Source organism: Ruegeria sp. B10 (assembly GCF_056539825.1).
In genome coordinates, this window is sequence record NZ_JBQFVP010000011.1 from 131,271 (window position 1) to 146,122 (window position 14,852).

Annotated in this window: 21 protein-coding genes; 8 read left to right on the top strand and 13 right to left on the bottom strand. The window is 58.7% G+C overall.

All coding sequences use genetic code 11. The features are described from left to right. Positions 1 to 42 precede the first annotated feature (42 nt). Positions 43 to 789: a bifunctional 2-polyprenyl-6-hydroxyphenol methylase/3-demethylubiquinol 3-O-methyltransferase UbiG gene (gene ubiG, locus ACR0J4_RS16275; protein ID WP_170643535.1), complete on the top strand. Its 747-nt coding sequence runs from the start codon at positions 43 to 45 to the stop codon at positions 787 to 789. A 396-nt stretch (positions 790 to 1,185) separates the two neighbouring features. Here ubiG and ACR0J4_RS16280 read toward each other — a convergent pair whose 3' ends face one another. Genes ACR0J4_RS16280 through ACR0J4_RS16295 form a run of 4 tightly spaced genes read right to left on the bottom strand, consistent with a single transcriptional unit; the run spans position 1,186 to position 3,531 of the window. Continuing rightward, complete coding sequence (locus ACR0J4_RS16280) at positions 1,186 to 1,626, bottom strand: MarR family winged helix-turn-helix transcriptional regulator (protein WP_170379967.1); 441 nt, start codon at positions 1,624 to 1,626, stop codon at positions 1,186 to 1,188. Between the two features lie 14 nt (positions 1,627 to 1,640). Continuing rightward, complete coding sequence (locus tag ACR0J4_RS16285) at positions 1,641 to 2,471, bottom strand: carbon-nitrogen hydrolase family protein (RefSeq protein ID WP_170643534.1); 831 nt, start codon at positions 2,469 to 2,471, stop codon at positions 1,641 to 1,643. After that, positions 2,471 to 2,728, bottom strand: a complete 258-nt coding sequence (gene grxC, locus ACR0J4_RS16290; RefSeq protein ID WP_170379965.1) for a glutaredoxin 3 — start codon at positions 2,726 to 2,728, stop codon at positions 2,471 to 2,473. The genes ACR0J4_RS16285 and grxC overlap by 1 nt, the downstream gene beginning before the upstream one ends. Before the next feature lie 38 nt (positions 2,729 to 2,766). Next, complete coding sequence (locus ACR0J4_RS16295) at positions 2,767 to 3,531, bottom strand: double zinc ribbon domain-containing protein (RefSeq protein WP_480668739.1); 765 nt, start codon at positions 3,529 to 3,531, stop codon at positions 2,767 to 2,769. Between ACR0J4_RS16295 and ACR0J4_RS16300 the strand changes: the two genes are divergently transcribed. Further along, entirely contained in the window at positions 3,512 to 4,342 is an 831-nt protein-coding gene (locus ACR0J4_RS16300; RefSeq protein WP_170643532.1) for a methyltransferase domain-containing protein, read from the top strand. The genes ACR0J4_RS16295 and ACR0J4_RS16300 overlap by 20 nt on opposite strands. Positions 4,343 to 4,398: 56 nt before the next feature. Then, a complete protein-coding gene (gene hemH / locus ACR0J4_RS16305) occupies positions 4,399 to 5,448 on the top strand; it encodes a ferrochelatase (protein WP_170379962.1) in 1,050 nt (349 codons plus the stop codon). A gap of 75 nt (positions 5,449 to 5,523) precedes the next feature. Here hemH and ACR0J4_RS16310 read toward each other — a convergent pair whose 3' ends face one another. Both ACR0J4_RS16310 and ACR0J4_RS16315 read right to left on the bottom strand, forming a co-directional pair. Next, positions 5,524 to 5,706, bottom strand: a complete 183-nt coding sequence (locus ACR0J4_RS16310) for a hypothetical protein (RefSeq protein ID WP_170379961.1) — start codon at positions 5,704 to 5,706, stop codon at positions 5,524 to 5,526. A 140-nt stretch (positions 5,707 to 5,846) separates the two neighbouring features. Next, positions 5,847 to 6,446 (bottom strand): L,D-transpeptidase, encoded by a 600-nt coding sequence (locus ACR0J4_RS16315; RefSeq protein WP_170470964.1) that lies wholly within the window; start codon positions 6,444 to 6,446, stop codon positions 5,847 to 5,849. Positions 6,447 to 6,615: 169 nt separating this feature from the next. Here ACR0J4_RS16315 and dalA point away from each other — a divergent pair, with 169 nt between their 5' ends. Further along, complete coding sequence (dalA, locus tag ACR0J4_RS16320) at positions 6,616 to 7,131, top strand: divisome-associated lipoprotein DalA (protein WP_170550315.1); 516 nt, start codon at positions 6,616 to 6,618, stop codon at positions 7,129 to 7,131. A gap of 69 nt (positions 7,132 to 7,200) precedes the next feature. On the opposite strand, the gene ACR0J4_RS16325 is transcribed toward dalA, so the two are convergent. From ACR0J4_RS16325 to ACR0J4_RS16355, 7 genes are all read right to left on the bottom strand, one after another. Then, positions 7,201 to 7,665, bottom strand: a complete 465-nt coding sequence (locus ACR0J4_RS16325; protein ID WP_170550318.1) for a PTS sugar transporter subunit IIA — start codon at positions 7,663 to 7,665, stop codon at positions 7,201 to 7,203. Between the two features lie 57 nt (positions 7,666 to 7,722). Then, positions 7,723 to 8,286, bottom strand: a complete 564-nt coding sequence (gene hpf / locus ACR0J4_RS16330) for a ribosome hibernation-promoting factor, HPF/YfiA family (RefSeq protein ID WP_170379957.1) — start codon at positions 8,284 to 8,286, stop codon at positions 7,723 to 7,725. 252 nt (positions 8,287 to 8,538) lie between these two features. Then, the gene (gene lptB / locus ACR0J4_RS16335) at positions 8,539 to 9,297 is read right to left on the bottom strand and encodes an LPS export ABC transporter ATP-binding protein (RefSeq protein ID WP_170641871.1); all 759 of its coding nucleotides are present in this window, start codon (positions 9,295 to 9,297) and stop codon (positions 8,539 to 8,541) included. Further along, positions 9,297 to 9,761 (bottom strand): LptA/OstA family protein, encoded by a 465-nt coding sequence (locus ACR0J4_RS16340; RefSeq protein ID WP_170643531.1) that lies wholly within the window; start codon positions 9,759 to 9,761, stop codon positions 9,297 to 9,299. Before ACR0J4_RS16340 ends, lptB begins: the two co-directional genes overlap by 1 nt. Positions 9,762 to 9,794: 33 nt before the next feature. Beyond that, complete coding sequence (lptC, locus tag ACR0J4_RS16345) at positions 9,795 to 10,394, bottom strand: LPS export ABC transporter periplasmic protein LptC (protein WP_170470960.1); 600 nt, start codon at positions 10,392 to 10,394, stop codon at positions 9,795 to 9,797. Between the two features lie 11 nt (positions 10,395 to 10,405). After that, a complete protein-coding gene (locus ACR0J4_RS16350) occupies positions 10,406 to 11,368 on the bottom strand; it encodes a KpsF/GutQ family sugar-phosphate isomerase (protein ID WP_170747398.1) in 963 nt (320 codons plus the stop codon). Continuing rightward, a complete protein-coding gene (locus ACR0J4_RS16355; protein ID WP_170643529.1) occupies positions 11,365 to 11,979 on the bottom strand; it encodes a ribonuclease D in 615 nt (204 codons plus the stop codon). Before ACR0J4_RS16355 ends, ACR0J4_RS16350 begins: the two co-directional genes overlap by 4 nt. A gap of 133 nt (positions 11,980 to 12,112) precedes the next feature. Here ACR0J4_RS16355 and ACR0J4_RS16360 point away from each other — a divergent pair, with 133 nt between their 5' ends. From ACR0J4_RS16360 to ACR0J4_RS16375, 4 genes are all read left to right on the top strand, one after another. After that, on the top strand, positions 12,113 to 12,367 hold the full coding sequence (locus tag ACR0J4_RS16360; protein ID WP_170470955.1) for a metal-sensing transcriptional repressor: 255 nt from the start codon (positions 12,113 to 12,115) through the stop codon (positions 12,365 to 12,367). A gap of 3 nt (positions 12,368 to 12,370) precedes the next feature. Then, positions 12,371 to 13,585, top strand: a complete 1,215-nt coding sequence (locus ACR0J4_RS16365) for an MFS transporter (RefSeq protein WP_170550351.1) — start codon at positions 12,371 to 12,373, stop codon at positions 13,583 to 13,585. 49 nt (positions 13,586 to 13,634) lie between these two features. Further along, positions 13,635 to 14,063, top strand: a complete 429-nt coding sequence (locus ACR0J4_RS16370) for an Lrp/AsnC family transcriptional regulator (RefSeq protein WP_170463010.1) — start codon at positions 13,635 to 13,637, stop codon at positions 14,061 to 14,063. A 73-nt stretch (positions 14,064 to 14,136) separates the two neighbouring features. After that, entirely contained in the window at positions 14,137 to 14,835 is a 699-nt protein-coding gene (locus ACR0J4_RS16375) for a lytic transglycosylase domain-containing protein (protein WP_480668740.1), read from the top strand. Positions 14,836 to 14,852 lie beyond the last annotated feature (17 nt).

The following is a 14,852-nucleotide window of genomic DNA, read 5'->3' on the forward strand; positions in this document are numbered from 1 at the left end:
CTATATAGTCCTTAAGACTTAAAAGAGCATACGGAGACAGGAATGCAAGCGCATCCGAACACGGTCGACCCATCCGAGATCGCTAAATTCGAGGCGATGGCAGCGGAATGGTGGGACCCGCATGGGAAATTCAAACCTCTGCACATGCTGAATCCGTGCCGTCTGGACTATATCACGCAGCAGATAGCCGGGGAATTTGACCGTGATCTGAAGGCTGCGAAACCGTTCGAAGGCCTGCGCCTTCTGGATATCGGCTGCGGTGGAGGGCTGCTGAGCGAACCCATGGCCCGCCTTGGGGCCGAGGTCGTGGGGGCCGACGCTGCTGCGGGCAACCTGCCCGTCGCCCGCATCCATGCCGAGCAATCGGGGCTTGAGATCGATTATCGCCACACCACCGCCGAGGACATGGCCGCCGCAGGCGAGCAGTTCGACGTGGTGCTGAACATGGAAGTGGTTGAACATGTAGCCGACCCGCTTAGCTACCTGACCGCCACGCAACAATTGCTGAAACCCGGCGGGTTACAGGTATGTTCGACCATCAACCGCAACCCGAAGTCCTATGCGATGGCCATCTTCGGAGCCGAGGTCGTCATGCGCTGGCTGCCGCGCGGCACACATGAGTGGAACAAGTTCATCACCCCCGATGAGCTGTTCGACCTGCTGCACCAAGCCGGGCTTGAGCCGGTGGACCGCAAAGGTTTCGTCTTCAACCCGATCCTCTGGAGCTGGTCGATCTCGGACCGCGACTTGAGCGTGAATTATGTGACGGCGAGTGTGAAGCCGGGGTAGATTCAGCAAAAATATAAGAACGATCAGCAAGTGGACAATTGGGTGGTTCCTTCCGCTCTATGATCGAAATCCGCTTGTAGGAAGCGTGTTGGGCTTAGCGTGCATATTTTTGCGCTCATTGCCATTGGCGTGTTCATGCTTGCGATCAAAGAGAACGCCGGAACTCCGATTCCGACAACCGGGCTGGTATAGGCGCCTATTGTCATCATGCTGTTGAAACCATTGTCGATGGTTATATGCCTAGCGTGCGAATTCCTATGACGGAATTTTGGCGTATATTCTCTTCTGAGAGTTAAAGGTTGCCCCATTCGCGAAAGATATGAACCTGCAGACTTGAGCAAGGTCCTCTCGCGCCCTCAAGAATCCATCACTGGTGCAGAGTAGCATTTCTCACCGCTACTCCCCCTCCAACTGCAACCGCAAATCCCTCAATACGGGCAGAGTGCTGCGGACGCGCTCCAACCCCAGCTCTCCAACCACGCGGTTGATCAGCGGAGCAATCGAGGAAATCGCCTGATCGCGCGCGCGGCGGCCAGCGGGGCTGATCGCGACCATCTTGCGGCGGGCGTCGTCCCAGTCGGGGCGGATGTGGATGTATCCGGCCCATTCCAGCTTGGCCAAAGTGTTGGTCATCGCGCCTCGGGTCACATGGAAGGTGCTGGCGAGTTGCGCGGGCGTCCGTTCTCCTCCGGCATAGGCCAGATGGTTCAGTACCGAGAAATGCGAGATTTCCATGCCCTTGGGCAGCACCCGGCTCAGCCGGTTGCGCAATAGCTGGTCGGCGGTCAGGATCTCGCTGAAAAGCGTGACCGCAAGGGCATTGGTGTCGTCTGTCATGGTCCGGTTCTGGTTCAGGGGCCGTCGAAAGCCCTCACATGGGTCAATGAGGGCACGCGGCGGCGCGCCTCGGACACAGAACTATCATTCAATTCGAAAAAGTGAATGCCCGGATCGGTCCCTGCGTCGATCAGAACCTCTCCCCAAGGGGCTACGACCATGCTGTGACCGTGTGTGCGGCGGGTTTTGCCCCGCGTTTTGGGATGCGTGCCGGTTTGCGCAGGGGCCAAAACCCAGCAGCCGGTCTCAATCGCGCGGGCGCGCAGCAGCGATTCCCAATGCGCGGCCCCTGTGACAGGCGAAAACGCCGCCGGAATGGTCAAAATCCGAGCTCCGGCCTGCGCCAGAGCGGCATGCAAGTACGGAAAGCGGATGTCATAGCAGATGGTCAGGCCGACCTTACCGAAACCTGTTTCGGCGATCACGGCCTTGTCACCGGGGCGGTAATTGGCCGATTCGCGGAAGGTTTCGGTCTCGGTCACTTGCACATCGAACATGTGGATTTTGTCATAGCGTGCTACAATCTGCCCTTTGGGGTCGATCATGAAGCACCGGTTGGCAAAGCGGCCATCCGCATCATGGGTCTTGATCCCCAATGATCCGATCAGCAGCCAAACGCTTAGCTCAGCGGCCTGCGCCCGCAGACCGGCCAGAGTGGTGTCGTCTTCCTCATGCTGCAACACCTCGCGCTGCCGGGTGGTGCTGTTGGACACGCAATTCGTGACCTCGGGGGTCAGGATGAACTGCGCGCCCTGCTCAACGGCCTCGGCCACCATGGCGCGTACCATTTGCAGATTCGCAACCGGATCGTCCGAAGAAGTGATTTGCAGCAGAGCAGTCTTCATCACGCCGCCAGAAGACGGTCCAGCTTGCCCTGACGGTCGAGCTCATAGAGGTCATCACAGCCGCCCACGTGATCGGGGCCGATGAAGATCTGAGGCACGGTGCGTTTGCCGCCGGCACGTTTGATCATCTCGGGCTTGCGCTTGGGATGCATCAATACGTCGATTTCCTTGAACTCGACCCCCTTTTGCTTCAGCAGGCGCTTGGCCGCGTGGCAGAAGCCGCACAGAGGCGATGTGTAGATTTCAACAGGTTTCATAAATCCGTCCCTTCGGGTTTCACACGATCTTGTGCGAATTAGGTATCCTTGGCAACGCGCGCCAGCACCAACACGAAAATATGATTTGCCCCGGCGGCAAGGCATGCCCGCGTACAGGCTGCCAGCGTGGCACCCGAAGTCATCACGTCATCCACCAACAGGACATCGCGCCCTTTGATGTGCTGATGCCGTTTGGGATGCGGCGCGATGACCCCATCCAGTGCCTCAGCCCGTTGGGCGGCTGTTTTGCCATCCAGAACCGGTGTGCGTGCCGTTCGCACCAAAAGGTCGGGGCAGACCTGCAACCCTATCTCCCGTCCCAGATGCTGTGCCAGAAGCGCCGATTGGTTGTACCGCCGTTTCACCAGGCGAGACCAGTGCAGCGGAACCGGAGCGATCAGCATGTCGGGCCTCAGGACCTCTCGGCCCGCCTGCGCCATCCAGCGCGCGGCGGGTTTGGCCAGCTCGGGGCGGTCGCCATGTTTAAACGCCAGGATCAGGGACTTGGCCTGCCCCTTGTAGAGCAACGCTGCGCGCGCGTCCTTCCACGGGCGAGGTGTTTTTCGGCAATCGTCACAGTCGATCCGAAAGCCGTCCCTTTCTCCGGGGACGGGCATGCCGCAACTGTCGCAGACCGTTCCGCCGATGAACGGCGTGTCCCGCCAACATGTGGCACAAAGGCCAAAGTCGGATTCGGTCAGCTCTCCGCAGCTCATGCATCGCGGGGGATAGATGAGGCGCAACGCTGTTTGAACTCGGGGCCAAATGCGATACCTGCGGGGTATGAAAATGCCTGCGTCCAATGCACCTTCTCTGTTTGACCGCGCCACCCAGCGCCACCGCCGCGCGCGGGTTAGGGATGAGGCCCTATTCCTGCACCGCGCCGCTGTAGACGAGGTGCAGGATCGGCTAAGCATGGTTAACAGAACCTTTACGGCGCCTGCGATTGTGACCCCTTTTGCGCATATCTGGCAGGAGGCAATGCCCGGCGCGACGCTCGTGGCGGATGAAGAAACGCTGGAGCTTACGCCTGGCACGCATGATCTGGTGGTTCACGCCATGGCCCTGCATTGGGCCAATGACCCGGTCGGCCAACTGATCCAATGTCACCGCGCCTTACGCCCGGATGGGCTGCTATTGACCGTCTGTCTGGGCGGAGAGACCCTGCATCAGCTGCGCGCCGCCCTTGGGCAGGCCGAGATTGAGGTGACCGGTGGCCTCAGCCCCCGAATCGCTCCGATGGGAGAGCTGCGGGATCTAGGAGCTCTGCTGCAACGCGCGGGGCTGGCGCTGCCGGTGGCGGATGCGGTGCCTATGACGGCGGAATATCGAGACCTGACCCATCTGATGCAGGACCTGCGCGCGATGGCCGAGACCAACGTGCTGACCAACCGATTGAAATCCCCGACCCGCCGCAAGGTGTTCGAACGCGCGCAGAGTATCTACGCAGAACATTTCGCGACACCTCAAGGCCGCCTGCCCGCCACGTTCGAGCTGATCTGCCTGACCGGCTGGTCGCCCGACGACAGCCAACCCAAACCGCTGCGCCCCGGATCCGCCCGGATGCGCCTTGCCGAAGCCCTTGGTACCAGCGAGGGCAAACTGTCCGATTGACGACCGGACATTTCCCCTTATCTCAGGCCAGACCTAGAAAATGCAGGAAGACCCAAATGTTTGACGCCACACGCCCCGTGCATGCACCAGCCGACCACCCCAAGGTTAAAATGGGGCGCGTGGGCATCCTGCTGGCCAATTTGGGCACGCCCGATCACTACAGCTATTGGCCAATGCGCCGCTATTTGAACGAGTTCCTCTCGGACCGCCGAGTTATCGACTACCCGGCGTGGAAATGGCAGCCGATTCTGCAGGCGATCATCCTGACCAAGCGCCCCTTTAGCTCGGGTGAGGCTTACAAGTCGATCTGGAATCACGACAAGGGTGAAAGCCCGCTGATGACGATCACCAAGGACCAGACCGCCAAGCTGCGCGATGCGATGCAGGCTCGCTATGGCGATCAGGTGATGGTCGATTTCTGCATGCGCTACGGCAATCCGTCGACCAAATCCAAGGTCCGGAATATGGTGGCAGAGGGCTGCGACCGTATCCTATTCTTCCCGCTCTACCCACACTATGCCGGTGCCACGACGGCCACCGCCAACGACCAGTTCTTCCGCTGCCTGATGGAGGAACCATGGCAACCTGCCAGCCGCACGGTGCCCGCCTATTACGACGAACCCACCTATATCGAGGCATTGGCCCAATCTGTCGAACGCGCCTATGCCAAGATGGAGACCAAACCGGATGTACTGGTCTGTTCCTACCACGGGATGCCTGAACGCTATCTGCAACAGGGCGATCCCTATCACTGCCAATGCGTCAAGACCTCACGATTGCTGAAAGAGCGGCTCGGCTGGTCGGATGATCAGCTGGTTTCAACCTTTCAATCGCGCTTTGGCCCTGAGGAATGGTTGAAGCCCTATACAGTCGACCACGTGGCCGATCTGGCGAAGCAAGGCAAAAAGAACATCGCCGTGATTGCGCCGGCCTTCTCGGCCGATTGCATCGAGACGCTGGAAGAGATCAACGAAGAGATCAAGGAAAGCTTTGAAGAGGCTGGCGGTGAACACTTCACCTATATCCCGTGCCTCAATGACGATGATTCGCATATCGCCGCTTTGGGCAAGATCATCGAAGACAATCTGAACGGCTGGCTGGACTAACCAACCCCGACAACTGGACATGAAAAAAGGCGGTGGAAAGCTCCACCGCCTTTTCTCTGGATATTGCTCGTCGAATTAGCTTGCTGCAACAGCTGCGGCAACTACAACCAGCAGGATCAGCGGCAGGATGATGCCCTGCGATGTGCCCTGGGTTTCTTCAACAACAACAGGTGCCTCAACAACCGGCTCTTCCAGGTTACCGGCATAAGCGGTCGAAGCAGCAGCGGTCAGTGCAGCGGCGAGAACGAGTTTTTTCATATTAACCTCCAGAATCTGCACGGCTCCAGTCCGCGGAACCGCACATCTAAGACTTACCTCGTGATATTTTTCTAATCAGCAAAGCGGTTGGAATGCAATTGCAACTTGCCGATTAATCGAGTCGGTGAGCGAAAATGTCGTCAAATTAGCAACACTTGCGTGCCGACCTTCGCCATTGAGAACAGCTCGGCAATGTCTTCGTTGAACAAGCCGATGCAGCCATTCGAGGATTTTCGCCCAATCTTGCGCGTGTCATGGGTGCCGTGGATGCGGTAATACTTCCACCCCAGATACAAAGCGTGTGTCCCCAATGGGTTATCGGGGCCGGGCGGGATGTAATCGGGCCATTCGGGGTTTCGTCTCTTCATCGACGGCGTCGGAGACCAGCTTGGCCCCTCAACCTTGCGAATGACGCTGGTGCGCCCGCGACGGGTCATCTCCTCGGTCAAAGGAACCGAAGAGGGGTAAAGTTTGTATACAGATTGATCATTTGACCAATAATGCAGCGCTCGTGAAGTGGTATCGACCAGAATGGCCCCGTTTCTGGTGTTCGAGAAATAAGGCCGCCAGTCCTGAGCGCGGAATCCTGAGACATTACGCCGGACCGGCGCTTCGGGTTCAGGTGCAGGTCGCAGCGGGTCGCCCGGGATGTACTGCGCGATCGCAGGCGCGGCCAGCAGAGACGAGGCTCCGGCCAGAAACCCCCGGCGGGTCGAAAGAGGAATGTGCTTTTTAACCATGACAAAAGGTCCTTCGTTATGGCGAAATGTAAAATCTGGCCCATTTTATTGCCAGAATGCTTCAGTCGCAAACCAAACCGGCAGAATCATGCGGGGTATGGTCATTGTGCGTTTGCTCAAGACAGCCTAGCGCGTTATGCCCGTTAGCGACACAATAATCAGGTCGATCATGACGCGTATCTTTTCTTTTCTGTTGATTTGCCTTGTCGCCTTAGCGGCATGTACCGACACGGGGACCACGGCGCTGGGTGCCGACGGTCGCCCCTTGCCCTCAGTTTACAAAATCCGTGGCAACCCCGAGAAGCTGCAGTTCCGAATGCTCGATTCGGTGAATGCACTGCGGCAGGCGCAGGGCTTGCAGTCCGTGCAACTGAACTCTCAGTTGAACGCGGCGGCGGCGACGCATTCCAAGGATATGGCCCGGCAGAATCGCCCCTGGCACTTCGGATCGGATGGCTCTTCCCCGATCGACCGAGCGGCACGCGTGGGCTATTTCGGGACATTCTTGGGCGAGGCGATCTCGGAAACCTATGAGACGGAAACCGAGACACTGGCCGCCTGGATGCAGGAACCCGGCCCCCGTTCCGTGATCCTGGACCCAAAGGCCACGCAGATGGGCTTTGCTTGGCATCAGGAAAACGGCGGTAAGATCTGGTGGACGCTGGAAATGGGAACCGGCGGCTAACAACCCGCCCCTTCCAAAAACAAAAAAAGCCCGCGGTTTTCGCGGGCTTTTTTGCTATTTCACAAGGCTTTAAGCGGCTTGCATGGACTGCGCTTCGGTCAGGATCGCGTATAGTTTGACCGGATCGGGGTTCGCCCGCAGCTTGGAGCACACAGCGCTGTCACGCAGGGTGCGCGACACCAGCGCCAAAGCCTTGAGGTGATCCACACCCGCCTCTTCGGGGGCAAACAGCGCAAAGGCGATATCCACTGGCTGGCGGTCAACCGCGCTAAAGTCGATCGGCTTTTCAAGCATCACAAAAACGCCCGAGACCGACTCGATCCCGCCCAGCCGCGCATGTGGCAATGCCACGCCATGACCCACACCCGTGGGGCCGAGGCTTTCGCGCTCCAGAAGACAATCCACGACGACCTGGGTATCCAGGTCCAAAGCACCGGCAGCGACGTCGCCGATTTCCTGAAACAGCCGCTTCTTGCTAGACGCGGCAGATAACACACGTACTGCTTCGGGCTTGAGAATGCTCGAAAGCTCCATGATCATGCTCCATAGCGGCCCTAGCGTGCGAGGGCCAATCTCTCTCAACTTGCCTGTTTAAGGATCAATCCAGCCGATATTGCCGTCATCGCGGCGATACACGACATTCAACCCATCCTTGTTCTCATTCCGGAACACTAACACCGGCGCTCCGGCAAGTTCCATTTGCATTACGGCCTCACCAACGCTGAGCGATGGGATCTTTGTTTCCATCTCAGCCACAATCATGGGCTGTAGCGATTCTGGTTCATCTGCCGTGTTCGATTCGTCAGAGGCGAGGATATAAGAGGACGCCCCAAAGAGTTCAACAGGCTCAGAACGATCCTTGTGATGGTCCTTCAGGCGGCGCTTGTAACGGCGCAACTGTGTTTCCATCTTGTCACAGCATGCCTCGAACGCTGCATAGATCTCGGTTGCGTGGGCCTTGGCCTGAGCGGTCAGGCCGGTGGATAAATGTACTGTAGTTTCGCATACATATTCATGCGCCGAACGGGAAAAGACGACATTGGCGTCGGTCGGGCGCTGGGCGTATTTGCCAACAACTTCGCCCAGTTCGGTCTGCACGTGGGTCTGCAGGGCCGCACCGATGTCGATCTGTTTTCCGCTGATTTGGTAACGCATGTGATCTCCTTCACAATTCACACCCATTCTGACGTTGCGTCACGCAACATGCTTGTTTTTATCGGGTGGGGGATATCGACATTTTGATCGGTTGCTGCCGTCCCAGCCCTTCAGTGAAGGGGTATCGAGATCCAGACTGGAACCGAATAAATGCCATACCCCAATTGAGACAAGAGGCGGCGGAAGAGTCAATCAAAACAGAGGTGTATATACGCGATTTCCGCGAAGCGTCCGGCGAAGAATCGCCCAACCCTATGAAATACGGAAGTTTTCACCCAGATAAACCCGGCGCACGTTTTCGTTCTCAACCACTTCGTCAGGTGTACCTGACATCAGGACCTGCCCGTCATGCAGGATATAGGCACGATCCACGATCTCGAGCGTTTCGCGCACGTTGTGATCGGTGATCAACACGCCGATCCCGCGCTTCTTCAGATCTGCCACCAGATGCCGGATGTCGCCCACACTGATCGGGTCGACGCCCGCAAAGGGTTCATCAAGCAGCAGATATTTCGGATCGGCGGCCAGACAGCGCGCGATCTCGACCCGGCGGCGTTCACCCCCCGAAAGGGCAAGCGCAGGTGCGCGGCGCAGGTGTTCAATCGAGAAGTCCGACAGCAGCTCCTCCAACCGCTCTTTCCGGCGATGGACGTGCTTGACGGTTATATCCAGAACCGAGGCGATATTGTCCTCGACGCTCATGCCGCGGAAAATCGACATCTCCTGCGGCAAATAGCCGATCCCAAGACGCGCGCGCCGATACATCGGCAGCGTCGTGACATTCTGTCCGTCTATCGTGACTTTCCCTGCTTCGGGAAAGACCAGCCCGGCGACCGAGTAAAAGGTCGTCGTCTTGCCTGACCCGTTCGGACCCAGCAGCGCGACAACCTCGGACCGGTCGAGCGTCATGGACACATCCCGGATCACGGTTTTTTTGCGGTAGGATTTGCGCAATTTTTCGATGCGCAGACCTGCACTTCCTTCTGCGACAGACAAGGTTGGGGCAGCCATCAGTTTCCGCCACCCTGCTGAAGGATGGTTTTGACGCGGCCTGTCATCGTTGCAGTGCCCGAGGTCAGGTTCGCAACCATCTGGTCGCCGCTGATCGTGCTGGGACCTTGCGTCAGCAGCACATTGCCTTTCATCACTATCACGCCGGTGTCGATGGTATATTCCGCCTGATCCCCTTCGGCGGCATCCGGAGGGCTGACCAAAACGACATTCTCGGTCGCTTCCATCCGTTCGATGGATGAGCGATCCTGACTGTAGATCACCAGAACCCGCTCAGCCGACAGGCGCATTTCCCCCTGAATCACGATCACATTGCCGAGAAACTCGGCCGATCCATCCTCCTGATTGACGTTTAGCGATTCCGAGGTCACCTCGACCGGCAGGCTGGGGTCGGCCTTGACCGAACCGAATGCAACCTGCGCTTCCTGTGCGATGGCAGAAACCGGGCCCATCAACAGAGCCATGCAAACAAAGAGAAATCGAAAATAGATCACAGGTTATCTTTCTGCTTTTGTTGGCTCATATACCAACTTCACGCCGTCTGTAAAAAGAATATGGACCGGTCCGTCCTTTTTTTCAGTGCCAAATTGCATACGACCGGCAGAGAATGTGCCGATGACGCCGGTGCCATCGACCTGACCGGGAGTGTCGCCACGTATTTCTTCCAGCGATGTATTCAGCAGATCGGTCGTGACCTGAATGCCGTCCGAGGTGGTAATCACCACATCGCCAACAAAGGTCGCTGTCCCCTTGTCGGGCCGGATCAGGCCAGAGTTGGAATCAAGTTTAATCTCACCGCCATTCAGCATCCCGAACCGCCCGCGAAACTGCGATGCCGTCGGCTCTTCGCCCTCGGACCCTTGGGTCACCCTGGTCGACTCAATCTGGACCTCTTCGCCTTTTTTGGTAGTGCCGCGGTAGTTGGGTTGCGTAATAACCTGCCCAGCCAGGCGATCTTCGATATCCTCCTGCGAGAAGGGCACCGAGACATCAGTCTCGATGCTGCGCGACAGAAGGAAAACGGTGGACAGCAAGACAATCGCCGTCAGAGGCAGCAGCACCTTGAGGAACTGAACCATGCGGGAATAGCGGTCCACAGTTTCACTCCCTAACCCAGACCGACGCGCAGGCAGTCGTGGATATGCAGCAGACCCTGCGCCTGCCCATCCGCGTCGGGATCAACTACGAACAGCGATGTGATCTTGCGGTCATTCATGATGCCCACTGCCTCTTCCGCCATGGCGTTGGGCGCGATGGTCAGAGGATCGCGGGTCATGACCTCATCCGTGGTCTTGTTCAACAGCCCGTCCATGTTGCGGCGCAAGTCGCCATCTGTGACGATGCCCAAAAGGCGATCCGCATCATCTGTCACACCCACCACGCCAAAGCTCTTCTGGCTCATCACCAGCAGCGCCTCGCTCATGGAGGTACCTGACCGCACCACGGGCAGATCAGCATGCATGAGGTCGCGGACCGTGGACAGCTGCGCGCCGAGTTTGCCGCCTGGGTGGAAGGCGCGGAAGTCCTCGGGCTTGAAATCACGGTGCTTCATCAGCGCGATCGCCAGCGCATCGCCCATGGCCAGCGTCAGCGTGGTCGAGATCGAGGGCACCATGCCGAACCCACAGGCCTCACCCATGGACGGGATCAGCAGATGCACGTCAGCCTGTTTCATCAGCGTGCTTTCCGGCTTGCTGGACAGGCCGATCAGCGGAATGCCGAAGCGGCGCGTAAAGGCCAGCAGGTTGACCAGTTCCGGTGCCTCGCCGGAATTCGAGATCGCCAAAACCACATCATCCTTGGATACCATGCCCAGATCACCATGGCTCGCCTCGGCGGGATGGACGAAATAGGCCGGCGTGCCGGTCGAAGCCAATGTGGCCGCGATCTTGTGGCCGATATGGCCCGACTTGCCGATGCCGCTGATGATGATGCGACCGGTGGCTTGCAGAATCAGCTGCACCGCTTCGGCAAAATCCTCGTTCAGGCTTTCGGCCAGCGCGTCCAGTGCGCGGGCCTCATCAGTGACAACCTGACGGGCGGTTTTCAGGAATGCTTCGGTATCGGTCATGAGTGCGCAAAAATATCAGTTTCGGGCCAGCCTGCGAGGTCGAGTTTCGCACGCATCGGCAGGAAGTCAAAACAGGCCTGCGCCATCTCGGTCCGGCCTTCCCGGGCCAGCCGTTTGTTCAGCTCATCCCGCAAGCGGTGCAGGTATAACACGTCCGAAGCCGCATATTCCAACTGGGCCTCAGACAGGGTCTCGGCCCCCCAATCGCTCATCTGCTGTTGCTTCGAGATATCGACGCCGATCAACTCCTGACACAGGTTTTTCAGCCCGTGGCGGTCGGTATAGGTGCGCACAAGGCGGCTGGCGATCTTGGTGCAATAGACCGGTGCAGCCAATGCCCCAAAGGCGTGGTGCATCGCGGCGATGTCGAAACGCCCGAAATGGAACAGTTTCAGCACGTCGGGGTCTTCCAGCATGGCGCAGAGGTTCGGAGCCTCTGTCTGCCTCTTTTTAACCTGAACGATATGGCTGTTTCCGTCGCCGCCGGACATCTGGATCACGCACAAGCGATCCCGATGCGGATTCAGCCCCATGGTTTCACAGTCAATGGCCACGATCGGCCCAAGGTCCAGCCCGTCAGGCAGGTCGTTTTTATACAGGTGGTTTGCCACAGAGGTTTCCTTTGTGCGGTCTCGACCCCGAGATAGGCGGTTTATCCGGCAAACTCAACGCTGAGCCTGTAGCCGGGCATTCTGTCGCTGGATGGGCTTGATATTATCCCCATGGGGGGGATATGGATATATCATGACCAATCACACACATGAATCGCACCCGCAAATCACCGCCCGCCTGAAACGGGCGCATGGGCATCTGGCGAAAGTCATTGCCATGCTCGAAGATCACGCGCCTTGCTCCGACGTTGCCCAGCAACTGTTCGCCGTCGAAAAAGCAATCACCAATGCCAAACGGATTCTGATCCACGATCATATCGACCATTGCCTGACATCCGAGGACGGATCGGCCATCGAAGATTTCAAAACCATTACAAAGTACCTCTGACCAATGCTCAGTGTCCTGCATAACCGCACCTATCGCCACCTTCTGGCAGCTCAGGTCGTTGCGTTGACGGGGACCGGGCTGGCGACGATCGCATTGGGCCTTCTGGCCTATGATCTCGCAGGCGAGGCTGCGGGGATGGTTTTGGGCACGGCACTGACCATCAAGATGGTCGCCTATGTGGGGATTGCCCCGCTGGCGGCGGCGTTTGCAGAACAGCTCGACCGGCGCAGGATGCTGGTGGTGCTGGATCTGATCCGGGCCGCGGTCGCCCTGTGCCTGCCTTTCGTTTCCGAGGTCTGGCAGGTCTATGTGCTGATTTTCGTCCTGCAATCGGCCTCGGCAGGGTTCACCCCCGCGTTTCAGGCCACGATTCCCGACGTCCTTACAGATGAACAGGACTACACGCGCGCGCTGTCCTTGTCTCGCCTTGCCTATGATCTGGAAAGCCTGCTCAGCCCAATGCTGGCGGCTGCATTACTGGTCTTTGTCAGCTTTGATACGCTGTTTTGGGGGACCGGAGCTGGGTTTATTGCCTCGGCGCTGCTGGTGGTCTCCGTAGTTCTGCCCTCGCCCAAACCCGCAGAGCGACGCGGAATATACGACCGGACAACGCGCGGCATCCGCATCTATCTATCGACAACACGTTTGCGCGGCCTTCTGGCACTCAGCTGGTCTGCAGCCGCGCTCAGCTCAATGGTGATCGTCAATACTGTGGTCCTTGCGCGCGCGGATCTGGGTCTGTCCGAAAGCGCCGTGGCCATAGCCCTGGCCGGATTCGGCGGCGGCTCGATGATCGCGGCCTTCGTGCTTCCCTCTCTGCTGGATCGGTTCAAGGACCGCCGGGTCATGCTGACCGGGGCGACATTTGGCGTACTGGCCATGGCCGGAGCTGCAATGACATCCGGAGCACTCTCCCTACCGCTGCTCACGGCCTTCTGGGCCTGCGTGGGCTTTGGCTATTCAATGACCCTGACCCCCTCAGGCCGCCTTTTGACCCGTTCGGCCCGGCCCGAGGACCGACCCGCCGTATTTGCCGCCCAGTTCACCCTATCCCATGCCTGCTGGCTGGTCCTCTATCCGCTATCGGGGTGGCTGATGACCCGTTTCGGCGCAACCGTGGCCATGACCACGATAACCTGCGCTTCCACCTTGGGGATCGCTGCGGCACTGATCATCTGGCCGCGATCCGACAAAGCCCCTTCGGCGCAGAAGCCTTGAGCCTCCGGGCGCTTCTGCTCTACACCAAAGCGACCCTGCTGGAGGCCCCATGGATCAGCTCGACCGCCGCATTATCACCGCGCTACAGCACAATGCCCGTGAATCGACCACGAATATCGCGGCTAGGCTAGGCGTGGCCCGAACCACCGTGCATGAGCGGATCAAGCGCATGGAAGAGCGTGGCGTGATCGCGGGCTATTCCGTTCAATTGCATGCCACCGACGATACCCCGCGCGTGCAGGTTATCGTGATGCTTGAGGTCCAGCAAAAGGAAACCACCCGCATCATCAAACGGCTTGAAGCCTATCCTGAGGTGAAACGCTGCCTGTCGATCAATGGCGAGTTTGACCTGCTGCTGTCCGCCGAGGCCCCCCGGATCGAGGATCTGGATATTCTGGTCGATGAACTGGCCAAAATACCCGGCGTTCTGCGCACCAATACCAGCGTCGTGTTCGGGCGTCGGATCGACCGAAAATGATGGGGCGATAACCCTCTGTAAACCGATCACTGGCTAGCTTGGCCCGGAATGACCCGAATCCCGGACCGGCAGAATGCCCCATCGTTTCGTCTCGATTGTCTGTATGCTGACGCTTGCGCTGATTACGCAGGCCGGGCGTGCCATGCCGGATGCCCGGGCAGGCGAAATCTGCGATCAGGCCGCACGCCGCGCTGCACTGTCCGAAGGCGTGCCATTGGACGTCATGCGCGCCATTTCACGGGTCGAAACAGGGCGCACCCATGACGGGCGACTGCAACCCTGGCCCTGGACCATCAATGTCGAAGGGCAGGGCTATTGGTTCACCTCCGAGGTTGAGGCAAAAACCTATGTTTTCCGGATTTTCAAAGCCGGCAAGCGCAGCTTTGACATCGGGTGTTTTCAGATCAACTACCGCTGGCACGGCAAGGCCTTCCGGTCGATCGACGCGATGTTCGATCCGCAGGAGAACGCCACCTACGCCGCAAGGTTTCTCAAAGACCTCTATGCCGAGCTTGGATCCTGGCCCGCCGCCGCCGGGGCCTATCATTCGCGCACGCCGTCTTTGGCCGAGGCCTATCGCGGTCGGTTCCAGACCGTTCTGGCCCAGCTGGACGGGTCCGTTCCACCCCAAACTCATGTGGCATCGCGGGACCCTTTCACAGGGGCAGCCGCCCCGCTGATCCCGGTACAACCAGTTGAATCCAATGGCGGGTCTCTGGGGTCTCTGGTTCCGGCGGCGGGTGCTGCCACCGCCTTCATCGCATTCAATTAGGAGGTCAGCGTGCCCAC

Excerpts from the sequence above, each read along its gene's own strand:
- ubiG (WP_170643535.1), top strand. The coding sequence starts at position 43 with ATGCAAGCGCATCCGAACACGGTCGACCCATCCGAGATCGCTAAATTC.
- ACR0J4_RS16280 (WP_170379967.1), bottom strand. The coding sequence starts at position 1,626 with ATGACAGACGACACCAATGCCCTTGCGGTCACGCTTTTCAGCGAGATC.
- ACR0J4_RS16285 (WP_170643534.1), bottom strand. The coding sequence starts at position 2,471 with ATGAAGACTGCTCTGCTGCAAATCACTTCTTCGGACGATCCGGTTGCG.
- grxC (WP_170379965.1), bottom strand. The coding sequence starts at position 2,728 with ATGAAACCTGTTGAAATCTACACATCGCCTCTGTGCGGCTTCTGCCAC.
- ACR0J4_RS16300 (WP_170643532.1), top strand. The coding sequence starts at position 3,512 with ATGAAAATGCCTGCGTCCAATGCACCTTCTCTGTTTGACCGCGCCACC.
- hemH (WP_170379962.1), top strand. The coding sequence starts at position 4,399 with ATGTTTGACGCCACACGCCCCGTGCATGCACCAGCCGACCACCCCAAG.
- ACR0J4_RS16310 (WP_170379961.1), bottom strand. The coding sequence starts at position 5,706 with ATGAAAAAACTCGTTCTCGCCGCTGCACTGACCGCTGCTGCTTCGACC.
- ACR0J4_RS16315 (WP_170470964.1), bottom strand. The coding sequence starts at position 6,446 with ATGGTTAAAAAGCACATTCCTCTTTCGACCCGCCGGGGGTTTCTGGCC.
- dalA (WP_170550315.1), top strand. The coding sequence starts at position 6,616 with ATGACGCGTATCTTTTCTTTTCTGTTGATTTGCCTTGTCGCCTTAGCG.
- ACR0J4_RS16325 (WP_170550318.1), bottom strand. The coding sequence starts at position 7,665 with ATGGAGCTTTCGAGCATTCTCAAGCCCGAAGCAGTACGTGTGTTATCT.
- hpf (WP_170379957.1), bottom strand. The coding sequence starts at position 8,286 with ATGCGTTACCAAATCAGCGGAAAACAGATCGACATCGGTGCGGCCCTG.
- lptB (WP_170641871.1), bottom strand. The coding sequence starts at position 9,297 with ATGGCTGCCCCAACCTTGTCTGTCGCAGAAGGAAGTGCAGGTCTGCGC.
- ACR0J4_RS16340 (WP_170643531.1), bottom strand. The coding sequence starts at position 9,761 with ATGGCTCTGTTGATGGGCCCGGTTTCTGCCATCGCACAGGAAGCGCAG.
- ACR0J4_RS16350 (WP_170747398.1), bottom strand. The coding sequence starts at position 11,368 with ATGACCGATACCGAAGCATTCCTGAAAACCGCCCGTCAGGTTGTCACT.
- ACR0J4_RS16360 (WP_170470955.1), top strand. The coding sequence starts at position 12,113 with ATGACCAATCACACACATGAATCGCACCCGCAAATCACCGCCCGCCTG.
- ACR0J4_RS16365 (WP_170550351.1), top strand. The coding sequence starts at position 12,371 with ATGCTCAGTGTCCTGCATAACCGCACCTATCGCCACCTTCTGGCAGCT.
- ACR0J4_RS16370 (WP_170463010.1), top strand. The coding sequence starts at position 13,635 with ATGGATCAGCTCGACCGCCGCATTATCACCGCGCTACAGCACAATGCC.
- ACR0J4_RS16375 (WP_480668740.1), top strand. The coding sequence starts at position 14,137 with ATGCCCCATCGTTTCGTCTCGATTGTCTGTATGCTGACGCTTGCGCTG.